Source organism: Syntrophothermus sp., assembly GCF_013314835.1.
Classification (GTDB): Bacteria; Bacillota; Syntrophomonadia; order Syntrophomonadales; family Syntrophothermaceae; genus Syntrophothermus; species Syntrophothermus lipocalidus.
Genome location: NZ_JABUEX010000004.1, coordinates 51,315 through 67,244 on the forward strand (window position 1 = coordinate 51,315; position 15,930 = coordinate 67,244).

The window sequence follows — 15,930 nt, forward strand, 5'->3', positions numbered from 1 at the left end:
CTATTATAACTGGATTCATCCCGAGCCCAAAGCATTTAGTCAACTTTTACCGGTATCTTATCCAGCAAAACAAACTCGCCGTTCTTCACCGTAATAAGACATATCGGGCTCTTGATAGGCTCTCGGTCAGGACCAAAAGTTGTATTGCCCGAAACTCCCGGGTAGTCCTTGGTCTTAGCCAGCTGTTTCTTGAAGACCGCCGGGTTGGTACTTTTGGCTTCGGTCATAGCTTTGGCGATGATCATAACGGCGTCGTAGTATTGAGCCGAGAACATGTCCGGCTTTTCCTTGTACCTGGCCTCATAGTCCTTCAAAAACTTCGCAGTCTCTGGACTCGGCTGGTCTGAGCTGAAGCCGCAGTAGTAAATAACTTTCCCTTCTACCGCATCCCCGCCCAGCTTAATCAGGTCTTTGCCGTACAACCCGTCACCGCCGATCAAAGTAATATCAAGCCCCTGCTTCTTCGCCTCCCTCTGAATTAAAGCAGCCTCCGTGTAATAACCCGTAAAGACGAGAACATCAGGTTTGGCCTGTTTAATCTTCGTAACCTGAGCCGAAAAGTCGGTATCACCGTCATTGATGGTTTCTTCTATGACGACCTTGCCGCCCTTGGCTGCTATCGCTTCCTTGAAAACTGGGGTCAGAGCCGTGCTGTAACCGTTGTTGAGCGAAGTAATTATAGCTATGTTCTTCCATCCCTTGGTGTTGATCATCCAGTCGACAACCGAAGGTACCGCAAACTTGTCGAGCAGGGTGTTCCGGAAAATGCAGTCCCCGTATTCGACGACTCCGGTGCCGGTGGCGCCTGCCGAGAAAAGAACTACGTTGTTCTTCTGGCATATCTCGGCCGCAACCTTGGTCAAGCCGGTACAAGGATCGCCGATAATGGCGTTAACCTTATCCCGGGAGATGTATTTCTGAGTGATGTTGGCGACTTCGCTGCTTTCTCCCTTGTTGTCTTCATAGATGCCTACAACCTTCTTGCCGAGGATGCCGCCTTTAGCATTAAGCTCATCGATGGCCATCTCCATTCCCTTTTTGCCGGGGATACCATAGTTAGCCACCGATCCCGTTAAGGCCCCTAAAAAACCTAACTTGACCACCTCTTCGCTCTTGGAAGCTGGTGTACCGGTAGACTCGGTCTTAGATCCTCCACAACCCGCAACAACCAGTACCAGCATGGCTATGGCCATGAATAATGCCAACAATTTCTGCTTCTTCAATTCTCTCCCTCCTCAAATGTTAATCAAGTCTTCCCGTTTCAAACCTTTCCTTATACACCCCCGTTTCACGAAATAGCATATCGAATAATATATTCCGCGCGTTTTGGCCAATTCCTGCTACTACTAAAACGGAGCTACAGATTCCCGTGGTTTAGTTTTCACCAGTAATCGGAAGGTTTGGCATTTGAGCAGGACGATTAAACGATACTAACGAGGTTGTTCTCTTCGGAAGGAAGTGGAATAGCACAGACAGAAGACCAGCGACGCCGAGGGCGCGATGCTGGTCTTCTTAAATGGAATGTAAACCGGGGGTGAACAGAGAATATTCTCTCTTCCTTAGATTTGTGATTACAACTTATTTTGCAAGTCGCCGTTGCACATCTAAGTATTCTTATTAACGGAGATAGAGTAAAATGACCTAATCGTAGTATGCTGGTGCTTTCTTATACTGTTGCCATGCTACGGGATCATGACCAGTTACTATTTGGACGCCTCTTTGATCCCTCAGGAACCTGAAAGTCTGGATGGTTTGGACGCAGAGGCTAGGACTCCAGCCGAGCCCTGGAAGGACATCCTCGTCGATGTTTTCCGTAGTATAACAGGCATCTCCGGTTAGCATCATTGGACCAGATTTTTCAAGGTTGACCAGTAGCGATTGATGGCCGGGGGTATGTCCTGGCGTGAAATAGATAATGATTTTCCCATCTCCGAAGAGATCGAATTTGTTGTCCCGCCACCCCTCCAAGATAAACCAGTCAACGTTCTTATCAAAATCAGCCCGGATGTATGCGCCTTTCATGAAGAAATCTGGCACATAAGCGTAGTACAACTCATCTCTTTGGACAACGTACTTGGCGTTGGGGAAGTGACCAACACCACCCGCGTGATCGAGGTGTAAATGAGAAAGTACCACGTATTTTATGTCTTCCGGCTTGACGCCGACTCTTTTGATCTGGTTTACGACCCATTGATCCTCTGTCATAACCGGATCGTACGCAGCAATTATGTCGCCCCAGTGTTTTACCTTGTCAATAGCTACCTCCAGGGCATTGCCAGTGTCGTATAGAACATAGCCTTGAGGGTGTTCGATTAAAAAGAACGGAACGGGGACGTCGAAAGGCTCGAGCAGACCGCGCCCTGCTGTAAAGTACTGTTTTTGGCTCTTCAAGATACCGCACTCGAAAAAGTAAAGCTTCACTTCAATCACTCCTCCTCGTCAAATTATCAAAACAAGTCCCTAATAATCTCATTGGCTAGAAACCTCTTTACCGCTGAACAGATTCGGTATTTGAACAGAAACGAGACCAACAAGAACGCCGACAGCCAACGAGACGGCGACGCAAAGCGCAACGAACACCGGCGACTGGTTCGGGCCGACCGCGTTACCGAAATAGCTACCGAAATAAGCTGCAAAACCTAAGAACTGTGCAGGTGCTAGTTCGAATAGAGGGAGCTTCATCATCAAGACAATCACTAGGGCAGCTAGTCCCACTAAGACAGACAGTGCCGGTAAACTAAACCCACGAGCTAGCCCCTGCATCGCAAGGATGCAGATGCATCCCCACACAGTGCCACCACAAAGGGGAACCAGCGATTTCAGCACACCGTTTTTGTCTGCACCTGCAACGAAAAATACGGCCCAGGCAATAAACGACACCCAAACAACGATATGAAGCGCAGAACTTGTTGCGACAGCAAAGTACGTTAATAGGCCAGCAAGAACTCCAACCGACAAAGCTAAGGGCATTCCTTCACCTCCTTTTGCTTTGAATGAACGGCTTACTCAACTAATTCTCACCTCCTTCTGACTTACACATGGCAAAAGAACCAAAAACCCTGGAATCAACTTGGACCTGCGAAGCTAATCAAGTCGTTTAAACTCCAGTTGTTCCTGTAAGCTAAATCGAATAGCCCATTAATTGTGAAAACTTTTCCCTCAATTCGTCTCTGAATGCAGGATGCGCTATTTCTATAAGAGAACGGGCTCTGTCCCTAACGGTTTTGCCTTTCAACTTGGCTACACCGAACTCGGTTACGACGTAATCCACATCATTTCTTGAGGTGGTCACCGCTTGCCCTGGTGCTAAGGAAGGCACTATTCTCGATGCATTGCCCTGCGCAGCCGTAGCAGGCATTGCTATGATGCTTCTCCCTCGGGAAGAGCGGGCAGCACCTCGAACAAAGTCAACTTGCCCTCCGACGCCACTGAACTGGTAAGGCCCCAACGTGTCTGCCGCAACTTGTCCGAGTAGATCGACTGCGAGAGCCGAGTTGATAGACACCATGTTATCATTTCTGGCTATAACAAATGGGTCATTTGTATAATCTACGGTGTAACACTCGATCAATGGATTGTAGTCCAGCCACCGGTAGAATTCCGGAGTACCCATGGCAAACGTAATTACTATTTTGTTGGGATGCAGGGTTTTTCGGCGACAGTTAATAACCCCTTTCTTGACCAGGTTCATTACCCCGTCAGATACCATTTCGGAGTGAATGCCGATGTCGCTCTTGTCGCCCAGGAAGCTCAAAACGGCATCGGGTATGGCGCCGATTCCCAACTGCAGACAGTCTCCGTCTTTTATCAAGGACGCTACGTTCTCCCCTATAGCCCTTTCGACTTCAGTTATCTCCGGCGGGGAAAGCTGGTAAAGCGGCTCCTCGCTCAGGACGAAATAGTCTATGTCCGTCACTTCCAAAAAAGAGTTACCCCCGGTGCGCGGCATATTAGGATTGACTTCTGCGATTACGGTTTTGGCACTGAGGACGGCTTGACGGGTGTAATCCACGGAGATACCCAAACTGACAAAGCCGTGACGATCGGGAGGCGACACGGTAACCAAGGCTACGTCTACCAGCAGCACGTTGTTGCGAAACAGGCCAGGGATTTCATGGAAAAAACAAGGGGTATAGTCACCGCGCCCTTCTTTGAGTGCGTTCCGGGTAGCTGCGCCTACGAAGAGGGCGTTGTGTCGAAAGGATTGGGCATATTCTGGCTGGCAATAACGCGCCTTGCCCATGGCCACCATGTGTACCACTTCGACGTTTTCCAGTTCGCCCGCTCTTTCGACCATGGCGTCTACCACCAGTTTGGGCTCCCCGCAGGCATGGCCCAGCACCACCCGGTCGTTGGATTTTATGAGCTTAGCCGCCTCTTCTGGGGTCACTATGCGCTTTTCGTAATATTCTTTCCAACTCACCAATCATTCCTCCTCACCAGTAATCTGCGACAACAGTCGCGGCAAGAGGTCGTTTTGTGGTATTTCGTAGTAGTTCAGAAGGTTCGGGCCCACGACGAATCTCCCTCGGGGTGTTCGCTCGTCCTTCTGTTCGTCTGTATCACTGCAACAGGCACTACATCCACAGATTACCAGTTCGATGTCGGCCGGGTCGTCTCTTCCGAAGACGACCCTAAAATCTTTTCCGTTTTGTTCGTGAAGGGACTTAACGATATCGGAGACCAACTTCACGCGATCATACGCTTGGTTACATCCGCCGCAGTACCTAATCTTTATGGTTGTTGATGATCCCACCGGTACCACCCGACAATATATCACGTGCGATTTTTATGAGTTCTAGGGAATCATCTGACGGCTCAATCATTACCTTTTCTATTTCGAGAAATCTCGAAACGATCGCCTCTTTTATCACCGTTTCGACGGTTATTTGGGCAGCGCTGCAGTCTTGACAAGCTCCTTTCAACCTTATGGACACGCAATTATCCACCACGTCGACGAACTCGACATCACCCCCGTGCATTTGCAGGTACGGAGTGACCTTTTCAGCCAGGAACTTCACTAAAGTTTCTTTCATGCTCATACTCCCATCTCTTCAGAACAGGCCATCGGGGTCGATGCCGCACAACCTTCGCGCCAAGGCTTTCTTTTGCTCAAGGTTGGCAAGCCTGCTGATCATAATTCTCTGCGCCTGCGGAGAACCCGCTCCGTGTAGAGATTCCGTCAAGTAGCCCACGGCAACGGCACCCAACGTCATAGTTTCAATCAGGCGCAGCATGCGCTGCCTGTGTTCTGTAGGATACTTGGGATCTCCAACCATAAGCTTCCTGCACCACTCTCCAACCTCGGGTGAGTTGAAGTCGGCGTCAGATGGCATGGTTACCACTAAACCGCCCGCGATATCCTGGGCCAGCCTGGCAATTTCGTAGGGGAACCGGGTAACGTTTTGCTTGCAGACGTTGGCCAGCATCATGTCGATAAGGTAATTGCCGGACGCGGTCTTGCGTCCTTCTGCAGAGCAGGCTATTCCGCACGCATACAACGTTTCGTTGAGGTGGACCATTTCCACAATCTTGTCCTTGACGTGGGAAGCTTTAGCGACCCCATTGTAATCTGCTATGGCCGCAGTTGCTCCTATTAGCACGTCACCGTTACCAACCTTGCACCCTCCATACGACTGACGATGGTACCCGGCAAATCGCTCCACCAGCATGCCCGTAAATTCGATTTCACCACACATGAACACGCGGTTCCACGGCACGAATGTGTTGTTGAATATTACTACGGCTTCCTGTCCTCCGTAGTTGACGTTGCCAACGTCAACCTTCGTGGATTCCAACTTGCGGGTATCGCAACTCTGGCGACCGTAAATGTATATGAGGCTCGGGTCATCAGCAGGTACGGCGAAAGCCACAGCATAATCTGCATCCTCCGGTCGCATTGTCTGCGTTGGCATGACCAGTATTTCGTGGGAGTTCAGAATGCCTGTCTGGTGCATCTTAGCTCCTCTAACCACAATTCCATCTTGCCTCTTTTCGACCACGCGGACGAAAAGGTCGGGATCGGCCTGTTCGGAAGGACCGACCGAGCGGTTTCCCTTCGGGTCTGTCATACACCCGTCGACCGTCCAGTCCTTTTCTTCCCACTCTAGGACATAGTTGCGGAAGCGTTCGTGATAATTGGTGCCGAGCTTGGCATCCATTTCATAGGTGGTGCTCCATACGGCGTTGAGGGCATCCATGCCCACGCAGCGTTGGAAGCAAGACCCCGTCATGTTGCCCACCAGACGCAGCATCTTAACTTTCTTAATAAGGTCCTCAGTATCCTGATGCAAATGGCAGAAACGATTGATAGTACGACCTGTCAGAGCCGATTTGGCTGTCATCAATTCCTGATACTCCGGGAGCTCTGCCAGCTTGTAAGTCATGGCACAGCAGTTGATAGACGGTCGTATTAACGGATGGTCTACCGGGTTTTGGATCTTCTCCCCCAGAACGTAAATGTTGCGCGGTCCTAGATCCCTCAAACTCTGAATGTATTCGGCGGCTGTCATCATATTTAATCACCTCCATCTCAGAAACGCTGTTTTCTTTGACAGCCTTTGAGAACGCTTTTCCTCAGTGCTTCGTGTTCACCCCCTTGTGCCATATTCTTCTCCAAAGTTCGGGTTCCGCATGTTCACTAATAGTAAACGCAAAAAGCATGCCAAGCGCCGAATGCCCATAAGAACGCAGTTTCCTCTGATAGGAAAAGTTAGTGCGGAAATCAGAACGCAAAGGCAGTTGGAAAAGTCGTTATTCTAGGCATGGAAAGACACAAGGGAAATCTACCGTGTGCAGGTTTGCGACCGTCATCTGTGCAGAGCTGCACACTTGAAGGTCTTAGCTGGTGCTTTAAACTTGTGGGATACTCAGGACGCCGGGGGGCTGGCTCGCGAAAGGCCGGTACTTAGCTTCGAGCCAATTTGACTAAGGAAGGATGTCAATTGATTTCGTATTTCCGCATTTTCCTTAACAAAGTCGTACGGTGAATACCAAGGGCTCTCGCGGTCTTGCGGAGGTCGAAATTACATTGGCGAAGGGTCTGTTCGATGAGCTGTTTCTCAAACGAGTCTACTGCGTGTGAAAGATCCTTTTTCTCTTTGATCACCGTGCTGCTTACCTGGAAGGATCCATTTCTCGTTTTGACACAACGCGTCCCCAATTCGTTCTCCACCAACTCTCTAGTAATCTTGGACTGAGGATAGAGAACGACCAGTCTCTCCAGCAGGTTTTCTAGTTCCCGGACGTTTCCTGGCCAATTGTGATCCAAGAGCGCTTGCAGGCCAGAAGGACATAGCTTTTTGTCGATTGAGAAGCGTCTCCGGAATTTGTCAAGAAACATCTCGGCTAGAGGATGAATATCTTCTTTACGCTCTCGCAAAGGGGGGATATGGATCGGGATGACGTTAAGCCTGTAGTAAAGATCCTGTCTGAACTCTCCCTTTTCGACCATTTCCTCCAGGCTCTTATTAGTAGCAGCGATAAACCTGACATCTACTCTGGTAGAAGTTACGCCTCCTATGGGAATGAACTCTTTTTCCTGAAGCAGGCGTAAGAGTTTTGCTTGGCTACTCAGCGGTATTTCGCTAATCTCATCCAGAAACAGGGTTCCTCCGTCAGCAGCCTTTGCTAAGCCCACCTTGCCGGATTTGGTCGCTCCTGTAAAAGCCCCGGGCTGATAGCCAAAGAGTTCAGATTCAATCAGTTCATCAGGAAGCGAAGCCACGTTTACTTTCACAAAGGCTTTGCTTCTGCGTTGACTACTCTGGTGAATAACCCTGGCCACAACCTCCTTACCTACGCCCGATTCCCCTATTAGCAGAACTGTGGAGTCGGTGGCTGCAGCCCGGATAGCCCTTAAAAGCACTCTCTGCATGGCCTTGCTTGTAGCCACCATGTTCTCTATAGCTGAGAGAACGTGGGGGGTGCTTTCAAGAGTGGCTAAGAACTCATTTTTTTCGTTTGTTGGACATACCGTGGTTGCAACCAAGAGTATTTCGCCTTCTTGGTTGAACACCGGGTTGCCAGTAACGATTACCTTTTTCTTACTACGCAGTATTTTCTGCTGTATAGTTAAAGGGGCTTTATTCTTCAAGACCAGCAGAGTCACCGATTTGTCGATGAACTTTGCCTCTTCGAGTTCGCGCATATGTCGGTTAATAACTTCTTCTTCTGCTATCTGAGTCAACTCTTCATAGGCACGGCTGACTCCCAAGGTGAAGGCTGCTCCGTCCGTCAAATAAACACCAACCTGTCCATCGATGGTTGACAACAGGTCCTTCATACTTACTCGGTGCTTTTTGTCTATTCCAGGTAACCTGCTGGTGTCCACCATGGCGCCCTTACCTACCCTTCTTGTTTTCATTATACGGTTCACTGCAAATTGATGTCAAAAAGTGTGCCAAGTCTGCTATGGTTACTAAACGGGGTAGGATATCTATCGCTATTCTACTTCTCCTCTAGCGATCAGCCTTGACCTTCTAAAATTAAACCGTCATACAGAGATGCGTTTCAACCAAGCTTAGGCCATTCTCTCCGCCCGTTTCTTAGTCCGGGTAACCTCCCAGACCATCGTTCGCATCTCGGTCACCGGCTTGCGCCACTCTGAGGTTATCTCGAAACAGCCGGTAGGACAAGCCTCTACACAGTTCCCGCAAACGATACAACTGTACGGGTCGTATTTGTACAGGTGTTCCTTGGGTTTCACCTCAATCGCCCCGGCCGGGCACGCCTTTTCGCAAGCCCCGCAAACTATGCACTTGTCGATATCGAGCATCAAAGTTCCCCGGGCTGCCCGGAACGGTTCCCTTGGCTGGTAAGGGTAGCCCCTAGTTGCCGGCCGGGAAAAAAGGTTTCTGAATACCTGTATCAACATCCCCGGCACTATCATCAACTCCTCCTCTATCGCTCCGTGCAGGCAATACACGGATCAATGGAAATGACTATAACCGGAACGTCTGCCAATTCGCAACCGGGCAACATTTCCAAAAGAGGTGGGATATTCGCGAAAGTGGGAGTCCTGACCTTGAATCTTTCCAGGTTTCGGTTACCGTTGCCGCGGACATAGTACATCATCTCTCCTCGCGGCTGCTCCATCCGTTTAATGACCTCGCCCTGAACCCTTCCTTTCCAGTCAGCCTTTATCTCCCCAGCCGGCAATTTACATAGTGTCTGCCGGATTAAATCCAGGGAAACAAACACCTCGCGCACGTGAACAGCGGTGCGGGCGTAAGCGTCTCCATCCTTGTCGATAACCACTTCGAAATCGACGTACTTGTAAGGGCCTTCGCCTAACAGCCTCACATCGGTTCTTACCCCACTGGCCCGGGCCACCGGCCCCACAGCTCCGAATTTGATTGCGTCCTCTTTACTCAGCACTCCCTTGCCCACTGTTCGTTTTTTAACCGTGTAATCGTCTAACACAGCCCGCGTTAGTGGTACGAGATCCCTTTCTACCTCGTTCACTTCTTTGAATATAGCCCGAACCATGTCCGCGTCTATGTCTTTCCTCACCCCGCCGATGGTGCAGTTGCCCATAATCACGCGCCCGCCACTGATTGCCTCCATCAGATCTAAAACCCTTTCTCGCACCCGCCAAAACTGCATGAACAAGCTCTCAAACCCCAGGCCGTCGGCCAAAAGCCCGAGATACAATAGATGACTGTGTATGCGGGTAAGCTCGGCGGAAACGAGGCGGATGAATTCTGCGCGGGGCGGCGACTCGACGTTCAACAGCTCCTCTATACAGGCACAGTAGCACCAACTGTGGATAAATGAACAAATGCCACACACACGCTCCGCCATAAAAATGTTTCTGACTACGTCGTTTAATTCCGCCCCTTTTTCCAGTCCCCGGTGAGTGTAACCTAAGGCCGGTCTCACCTCAACTACCCGCTCGTCTTCGACCTTCAGAGCCAGCTGTAGGGGTTCGATCAGGACCGGGTGCTGGGGTCCGAAAGGAATTATGGTGCTAGCTTTCATCAGATTTCATAGCCCCTCTTACTCGTACTTCTTTGATAAAAGGCCGCTTTGGGCTGTCGTGGCTCAGAAGCATGTATGCCCCGAAATCTACCCCCAACCCCTCAAACTTCAGTCCGAACAAGTCTTGGATCTCGTTTTCAGCCAGCCATGCCCCCGGGTAAAAATGGTCAATGCTCGGGAAAAAGCCTTCCCGTTCCACCTCTGTCTTAAAAGCCACCATCTCCAACTCGTCTTCAAAAACGTAAATAAGTTCCAACCACTGGCCGGTGTCCACCCCGGTAATCGAAACCAGGCGAGCTCCCTTACCGGACAGCTGCCTCACCCTGTCCAGAAGTTCCTGTCGGTTCAACTTCTCGATGGCTTGCATCCTTGTCCCTTCTTTTCTCCTCCAGTTTCTTTAAGGCCAGGAAAATGCCGTCAATAATGGCTTCAGGCCGTGCCGCGCACCCGGGAACATACACGTCCACAGGCACCACCTTGTCCACTCCCCCCAAACAGTTGTAGCTCTGGTGAAAGACGTTGCCGGAGGTGGCACAGATACCTACCGCCACTACGACCTTGGGATGATTCATTTGGTCGTAGACAGTCTTCAACACCCTCTTGGCCTTGTGGTTGACAGTGCCCGTAACCAAAAGCACATCAGCGTGTTTCGGGTTTCCGACGTTTACAATACCGAACCGCTCTAAATCATACAAAGGAGTAAAACAAGCAAACACCTCGATACTACAACCGTTGCAGCCCGCAGTGTCAAAATGCATTACCCACGGGGACTTCGATCGCGCCCGATCAACGAGGCTCAAGACCTTCACTCCTTCAAGTAGCCTGGTGTGAGTACGGCCATTAGCCCCATACCCTCCAAACCAGGTTGCTCGTTGATAACAGGATACCGGCCGTCCAGGCCACTTTAATCATCCAGTTCCAGTTCATCCGCGGAGAAATGTTGTCCACAACCAGTTCCAAGAAATACGCTCCAAGTGCCCACAAAACCCCCGCCCACCAGGGATTGGCCCAAAACAAGAAAATGATAAAAAGAAACACTACCGTCTCCAGCCAGTGAGACAGCTCAACTACTGCCAGGTACCGACCCGAAAACTCGGTGTTAATCCCGCGCACTATCTCCTGATGCGCGTGGAGAGCAGACGAAATATCGAAAGGAGATTTGCGTACTTTGATGGTCAGGATTAAGAGCACCGCCAAAAACAACAAAGGATAAGATAACAACAAAGGCGACGGGTTGACCAAGGCCCCCTGGACGAGAAAAGTCCCGTTTTCGAGGTAAAGCGCAAACGCTACAAACAGTAAGACTGGCTCTGCCGCCAGCACCTGGATCAGTTCGCGGGTGCTCCCGATGTGGCTGTAAGGAGAACGGGTAGCAAACCCTGCCAGTATATAAGCCACCTCGGCCACGGTCATAGTGAAGACGAATACCAGAAAATCCAGCCCGGTAGCCAGCATAACCAGGCCGAGCAGCATCCATACAAGATAGGCACAGATAAAAAACACCTGGGGCTTGTTGGTGTAAGTGCTGGTTTTGGCCCACAACTTGACGAGATCGTAAAACGGTTGAATTACAGGGGGACCTTTACGTCCCTGCATCTTGGCCGTGAGCTTGCGGTCAACCCCCAAGAGCAGCCCACCCAAGACGGGGGCTAAGAGAACTATAAGCAGTATCTTCACCAAAGTACCCATAACACGATAACCCCTAGCATCAGTATAAGAATAGCCCCTCCTATCCAGCTCAACCGCCTCAAAAGTCCTTCATTTATAAAACCGGTGAAATAGTAGCCTGCCAAAGCCACTTCTGTCCCTTTTTCCATGCTGCTGACGAAACAACGGTTTTCTTCACCAGGCATGTTCTCTCCGCAAAGGTAAACTGAACTGGCAGCTTGAAATTCGGGCCTGAACAGAAGCCAGGGCAAGACCAAGGTAGCCACCAAGGCTCCTCCCATAAGACCGAAGGGAAAAACTCCTTCCGGCAATCCGGTGATCGCCAGGTTAGGGTGGAGAAAACTCGCCCAGCTGAACAGTATTACGTTTCCGCCCAGGGCAGGTTGAAAAGCTAACGGGTAGAACCAAACCAAGGCAGGGGCAACCAACCGGTCAATTACGGTTGTCACATCAAAAGAAAGTACAAGAGTAGCTAAACCTAGAATACCCAGAGAAACGGCATAGTATCCTGCCCCACGGCTCGAAACATGTGTTGTAGCCCGTTTAGCAACCCTACCCGGTGACGCGGCCAGGATCCGGCCCATCCATTTGCTCCAAAAAACGGTCGTCAGGGCACTGCCGGCTACGAATAACAATAAGACCAAAGGTGAAGTCGCAGCCGAAGCCATGGCCGCCCACTTGGAGAACAACATCCCGAACGGCGGCAAGAACATGGCAAAACCCCCGCCAACCATCAGCAGAGCCAGCAAAGGCAGCTTTTCTCCTAATCCCTCCATGCTCTCTATGTTCCGCGAACCCAGTCGGTGCTCGATAACTCCTGCTCCCATGAAAAGAAGCCCTTTGGCTAAGGCATGGAAGATGATCAGCAGAACCGCAGCCGCCACTGAAAGCGGAAGATCGATCCCGCAACAAGCGAAAATAAGCCCGAGATTTGCTACCGTCGAGTAGGCTAAAACTGCCTTGGCGTTATCGTTACCCGCCGCCATCAAAGAAGCGGCAAAAAAGCTGAAAGCGCCGATCAAGGCTATGAACGTCGCAAGAGCGGTACCGTCGTAGGCCGGGGCCAGCCGCACCGCCAGGTATACCCCGGCCTTGACCATGGTGCTAGAATGAAGCAAAGCCGATACCGGTGTAGGAGCTACCATAGCCCCCAAAAGCCAGTTTTGAAAAGGAAACTGAGCTGACTTGGTAAAGGCAGCGGTCATAAACAGAGCCAGCGCCAGGAGAAAAACGGGGGAGACAAGCCCCAAGTCGCTCGCAGCTATGTCCGCCAGAGACAGAGTCCTCCCGGTGAATCCGGCCAGCATCACGGTTATACCAGTAATCATGGCCAGCCCACCTACGGAATTGAGGTAAAGCGCGTGTAATGAATTACGGCGTGCTTCTTCGGTATCGTCGTGACCGATGAGCTGAAAGGAACAAAGGGTAGTGGCTTCCCAGAAGAAATACAGCCAGAGAACGTTGTTGGCAAAAATGAGGCCATTCATGACCGCTAAGAACAAGACAAACCAGAAAAAGAAACGCTGGTTACGGTCTAATTCGACGTGTTCCACGTGCTCTTCCATGTAGGGAAGAGCATAGACACTGATGAGAGACCCGACAACCGACACTACAAAGAACATGACCACCGACAGGCGGTCAACGGCAAAAGTGCCGACAGCTCGGGAGTCTGGACCCAAGAACCCCTCGACGTACGCCACCAATGCTAGCTGCAATATGGCCAGTAAACCGATGGGTAGATGCCGGTTTTCGATTCCAACGTAAAGGATGTAGAACAAGAGGAGAATATCGAGGAAGGTGACCGCTTTTTCCCACCCGTGGAAGGAAATAAAGACCGGGGTTAAGGGCACTTTAGCATACAGCCAATAAGCTGCAAGTCCGAGTATTAGCGACATGGTGACAACGAGAATCCTGCGCCAGTTTGTACCTTTGATTATATAACTCGCCAAAGCAACTGAGAAAGGCAAGAACAAGGACATTAACAAAAACGTTTTCAAAGCAGACAATACCCGTACTCCTTTCCCCCGGGAGTACGGAAGAACCGGCAAATGTCAGGCAGAGCAATGGATGTCACCTGCCGAGGTTAAAAACGGTCAGGGGTATATCCGAATAGTCGTGGGCCTCGAGAAACGCCCTGGCCCCTTCGGTCTCCCGCGAGCTGTCTAAGAGGCTACGTAAACATGCTTCATAGCTGGACATTCCGCAAACCTCGGCCCTGAGATCTATGATTCCCAGACCGTTAAGGTAGAGCTGAGTCGCGGCCATGCCGGCCAAAGCAATAGAGTAAATGAGCTCTTCCGTTTCTCCCAGGATATGCGTGCACAGGTAAAAGCGGCAGATGAGGGTCCTGGCCGGGTATACTGAACAGCAGTCTTCCACCAGAAACGTGCAGGGAGAAGACCGTAATCGCGGTAGGTTCAGCTTCAGTTTTTCTTGATCAAAGTACCGGATGGCAAACTCCAAAGGCGATAACCGTAGGTAATCGCTCATTTTTTTCAAGGATACCAGGTCCGGGATAACGTAAGCCTGCCTGCAGCAGTTGACCCGACACCCTTTGCATGGAGAGTAGTTGTCTTGCGCGTACTGTTTGAAAACGCTGTCGTCGTCGGCCAGGGGCTCCCAGGCTTCCAGGAGATCGGCCAGTGTAGCCTTTTCAGCCACCACTTTAACCCCTAGACCTAATCTTCCATTTTCGTAGTCTTTATATACACTAACCTTCAAAACAACCGCTCCCAACTTGCAACCGTGCCTGTTAGTCAATCCCGACCACTGATCTCTTTAATAGCTTGGCGCGCCAAGGCATCACACCTTTCGTTCCAAAAGTCGCCTGAATGCCCGGCTACTTTGATAATCTTCACCTTGTTTTTCTTGGACAACCGAAGCAACTCTTGCCACAGATCCTGGTTGGCTACCGGATCGTTTTTCGCGTTCTTCCAGCCGTTTCTTTGCCACTTTTCAAGCCAACCCTGATTAAAGGCGTTAACCAGGTAGGCACTGTCTGAATAAACTTCTACGTCCCACCCTTCGACTTTTAGGGCCCTCAAAGCTTCTATAACTGCGGTCAACTCCATCCGCTGGTTGGTCGTCTCTGGGTCCCCTCCTCTTAGCTCTTTGTGCCGGTCTTGGTAAAGTAACACCGCACCCCACCCGCCTGGGCCCGGGTTCCCAGAACAGGCGCCGTCGGTATAAATAACAACCGTACGCTTATTCTTCTGGTTGACCATGGTTAGGATGCTCGCTCACCTGGTTTACGGCCTCTGCCAAGGCGGTTATGACATCCAGCTGAAACTGAGGAGTAAGAAACTCAGCTTTGACATAGACCTCCCCCCTGGCAGTCACCACGTATCGGGGTTTTAACCGGTTTAACGCATAAGCGGCTATGTCGGCCCGGCACCTTTCACACCGACATGCCCCTTCCTTGCGGGCAAGGACGCTGTCCAAGTTATTCCACACCAAACTTTCTACTACATTTTTCACTTCCACCGCATTCAACCGCCTTCCCAAAGATCTGCCTGAGCTCACGCAAATCCCTTATATGCCAGTCGCACTCAGGCACAGGCCGATTCGCCTGGGGAAATATCCATACCGCCTTCATTCCCGCCCTTTTCGCCCCGATGACGTCGGTTATGGTATCGTCCCCAACGTGTACCGCTTCATACGGATTGACCCCTAGTCTCTGCAAGGTATAACGGAATATCCTGATGTTCGGTTTGGCCCAGGTAACTTCGTCCGAAAAAACAGTAAGGTCAAAATACCCCAGAATGCCATCGGCCGCCATCAGTTTTCTCAATATGAGGCCAGGGGTTGCCCCAGTATTGCAGATGACAGCCAGCCTGTAACTCCCCTTAAGCTCAGCCAACACATCTTTCGCTCCATCGTTCAATTCGGGAGGAGCCTCCAAGAGGGCCCTGGTATATGCCTGGTAGAGTTTATCGTCTAAAACCTGATCTGCCTTCACCCCGAGTATCTTCTTGATGCACTCTACGTGTCCCCGCGGGGTTATCTCCAACCCGTTGATTCTCTGGTAAAAATATGCCCGCTGCCAGCAACGTTTGAAAGCCCTGGTTATCGCCCGCCGATCCGACGATAAACCGCCTTCCTGCAACACCTTTTGCACCAGTTCGATACGCTTTTCCGTAACGTCGTTGGCTCCGGGCCCTTTATACAAAGTATTCCAAAAATCGAACGTGATGGCCTTGAACAAGGTCCCACCTGCCTTCGTATCTTCCTTTACAGATTCGACAAGCAGGTGGCCTCTCCCTCCTACCAACAAAAAAGCCC

18 protein-coding genes are annotated in these 15,930 nt (G+C 50.7%); all 18 read right to left on the bottom strand.

Going from position 1 to position 15,930, the window contains the following annotated elements:
• Nucleotides 1-35: 35 nt before the first annotated feature.
• On the bottom strand, nucleotides 36-1,223 hold the full coding sequence (locus tag HPY90_RS02705) for an ABC transporter substrate-binding protein (RefSeq protein WP_287190847.1): 1,188 nt from the start codon (nucleotides 1,221-1,223) through the stop codon (nucleotides 36-38).
• Nucleotides 1,224-1,641: 418 nt separating this feature from the next.
• Nucleotides 1,642-2,430, bottom strand: coding sequence for an N-acyl homoserine lactonase family protein (locus tag HPY90_RS02710; RefSeq protein WP_287190849.1), 789 nt, complete (start codon nucleotides 2,428-2,430; stop codon nucleotides 1,642-1,644).
• Nucleotides 2,431-2,469: 39 nt separating this feature from the next.
• Nucleotides 2,470-2,970 carry a DUF1097 domain-containing protein gene (locus HPY90_RS02715; protein ID WP_013174851.1) on the bottom strand — a complete coding sequence of 167 codons (501 nt, stop codon included), beginning with the start codon at nucleotides 2,968-2,970 and terminating at the stop codon, nucleotides 2,470-2,472.
• Nucleotides 2,971-3,121: 151 nt separating this feature from the next.
• The gene (locus HPY90_RS02720; protein ID WP_287190852.1) at nucleotides 3,122-4,423 is read right to left on the bottom strand and encodes an acetyl-CoA hydrolase/transferase family protein; all 1,302 of its coding nucleotides are present in this window, start codon (nucleotides 4,421-4,423) and stop codon (nucleotides 3,122-3,124) included.
• A 3-nt stretch (nucleotides 4,424-4,426) separates the two neighbouring features.
• A complete protein-coding gene (locus HPY90_RS02725) occupies nucleotides 4,427-4,756 on the bottom strand; it encodes a hypothetical protein (RefSeq protein ID WP_287190855.1) in 330 nt (109 codons plus the stop codon).
• On the bottom strand, nucleotides 4,728-5,042 hold the full coding sequence (locus HPY90_RS02730) for a NifU family protein (protein WP_287190857.1): 315 nt from the start codon (nucleotides 5,040-5,042) through the stop codon (nucleotides 4,728-4,730). Before HPY90_RS02730 ends, HPY90_RS02725 begins: the two co-directional genes overlap by 29 nt.
• A 12-nt stretch (nucleotides 5,043-5,054) precedes the next feature.
• Nucleotides 5,055-6,515, bottom strand: coding sequence for a 4-hydroxyphenylacetate 3-hydroxylase family protein (locus HPY90_RS02735; protein ID WP_013174847.1), 1,461 nt, complete (start codon nucleotides 6,513-6,515; stop codon nucleotides 5,055-5,057).
• Between the two features lie 425 nt (nucleotides 6,516-6,940).
• Nucleotides 6,941-8,365 (bottom strand): sigma-54 interaction domain-containing protein, encoded by a 1,425-nt coding sequence (locus HPY90_RS02740; protein ID WP_287190861.1) that lies wholly within the window; start codon nucleotides 8,363-8,365, stop codon nucleotides 6,941-6,943.
• A 156-nt stretch (nucleotides 8,366-8,521) separates the two neighbouring features.
• The gene (locus tag HPY90_RS02745; RefSeq protein ID WP_287190951.1) at nucleotides 8,522-8,875 is read right to left on the bottom strand and encodes a 4Fe-4S binding protein; all 354 of its coding nucleotides are present in this window, start codon (nucleotides 8,873-8,875) and stop codon (nucleotides 8,522-8,524) included.
• Nucleotides 8,876-8,901: 26 nt separating this feature from the next.
• The gene (locus HPY90_RS02750; RefSeq protein WP_287190863.1) at nucleotides 8,902-9,981 is read right to left on the bottom strand and encodes a hydrogenase large subunit; all 1,080 of its coding nucleotides are present in this window, start codon (nucleotides 9,979-9,981) and stop codon (nucleotides 8,902-8,904) included.
• On the bottom strand, nucleotides 9,971-10,348 hold the full coding sequence (locus tag HPY90_RS02755; protein WP_287190866.1) for an NADH-quinone oxidoreductase subunit C: 378 nt from the start codon (nucleotides 10,346-10,348) through the stop codon (nucleotides 9,971-9,973). Before HPY90_RS02755 ends, HPY90_RS02750 begins: the two co-directional genes overlap by 11 nt.
• Nucleotides 10,284-10,781, bottom strand: a complete 498-nt coding sequence (locus tag HPY90_RS02760) for an NADH-quinone oxidoreductase subunit B family protein (RefSeq protein WP_287190869.1) — start codon at nucleotides 10,779-10,781, stop codon at nucleotides 10,284-10,286. The genes HPY90_RS02755 and HPY90_RS02760 overlap by 65 nt, the downstream gene beginning before the upstream one ends.
• 40 nt (nucleotides 10,782-10,821) lie before the next feature.
• Nucleotides 10,822-11,670: a respiratory chain complex I subunit 1 family protein gene (locus tag HPY90_RS02765; protein WP_287190872.1), complete on the bottom strand. Its 849-nt coding sequence runs from the start codon at nucleotides 11,668-11,670 to the stop codon at nucleotides 10,822-10,824.
• Nucleotides 11,655-13,655: an NADH-quinone oxidoreductase subunit 5 family protein gene (locus tag HPY90_RS02770; RefSeq protein ID WP_287190875.1), complete on the bottom strand. Its 2,001-nt coding sequence runs from the start codon at nucleotides 13,653-13,655 to the stop codon at nucleotides 11,655-11,657. The genes HPY90_RS02765 and HPY90_RS02770 overlap by 16 nt, the downstream gene beginning before the upstream one ends.
• A gap of 64 nt (nucleotides 13,656-13,719) precedes the next feature.
• Nucleotides 13,720-14,370 carry a YkgJ family cysteine cluster protein gene (locus HPY90_RS02775; protein WP_287190878.1) on the bottom strand — a complete coding sequence of 217 codons (651 nt, stop codon included), beginning with the start codon at nucleotides 14,368-14,370 and terminating at the stop codon, nucleotides 13,720-13,722.
• A 35-nt stretch (nucleotides 14,371-14,405) separates the two neighbouring features.
• A complete protein-coding gene (rnhA, locus tag HPY90_RS02780; protein ID WP_287190882.1) occupies nucleotides 14,406-14,873 on the bottom strand; it encodes a ribonuclease HI in 468 nt (155 codons plus the stop codon).
• Nucleotides 14,854-15,132 (bottom strand): late competence development ComFB family protein, encoded by a 279-nt coding sequence (locus tag HPY90_RS02785; RefSeq protein WP_287190885.1) that lies wholly within the window; start codon nucleotides 15,130-15,132, stop codon nucleotides 14,854-14,856. Before HPY90_RS02785 ends, rnhA begins: the two co-directional genes overlap by 20 nt.
• Nucleotides 15,092-15,919 (bottom strand): HAD family hydrolase, encoded by an 828-nt coding sequence (locus HPY90_RS02790; protein ID WP_287190889.1) that lies wholly within the window; start codon nucleotides 15,917-15,919, stop codon nucleotides 15,092-15,094. Before HPY90_RS02790 ends, HPY90_RS02785 begins: the two co-directional genes overlap by 41 nt.
• Between the last annotated feature and the right edge of the window lie 11 nt (nucleotides 15,920-15,930).

Bases quoted from the DNA above. Each gene is read 5' to 3' on its own strand.
- HPY90_RS02715 (WP_013174851.1), bottom strand. From the start codon at position 2,970: ATGCCCTTAGCTTTGTCGGTTGGAGTTCTTGCTGGCCTATTAACGTAC.
- HPY90_RS02730 (WP_287190857.1), bottom strand. From the start codon at position 5,042: ATGAGCATGAAAGAAACTTTAGTGAAGTTCCTGGCTGAAAAGGTCACT.
- HPY90_RS02735 (WP_013174847.1), bottom strand. From the start codon at position 6,515: ATGATGACAGCCGCCGAATACATTCAGAGTTTGAGGGATCTAGGACCG.
- HPY90_RS02740 (WP_287190861.1), bottom strand. From the start codon at position 8,365: ATGAAAACAAGAAGGGTAGGTAAGGGCGCCATGGTGGACACCAGCAGG.
- HPY90_RS02745 (WP_287190951.1), bottom strand. From the start codon at position 8,875: ATGTTGATACAGGTATTCAGAAACCTTTTTTCCCGGCCGGCAACTAGG.
- HPY90_RS02750 (WP_287190863.1), bottom strand. From the start codon at position 9,981: ATGAAAGCTAGCACCATAATTCCTTTCGGACCCCAGCACCCGGTCCTG.
- HPY90_RS02755 (WP_287190866.1), bottom strand. From the start codon at position 10,348: ATGCAAGCCATCGAGAAGTTGAACCGACAGGAACTTCTGGACAGGGTG.
- HPY90_RS02765 (WP_287190872.1), bottom strand. From the start codon at position 11,670: ATGGGTACTTTGGTGAAGATACTGCTTATAGTTCTCTTAGCCCCCGTC.
- rnhA (WP_287190882.1), bottom strand. From the start codon at position 14,873: ATGGTCAACCAGAAGAATAAGCGTACGGTTGTTATTTATACCGACGGC.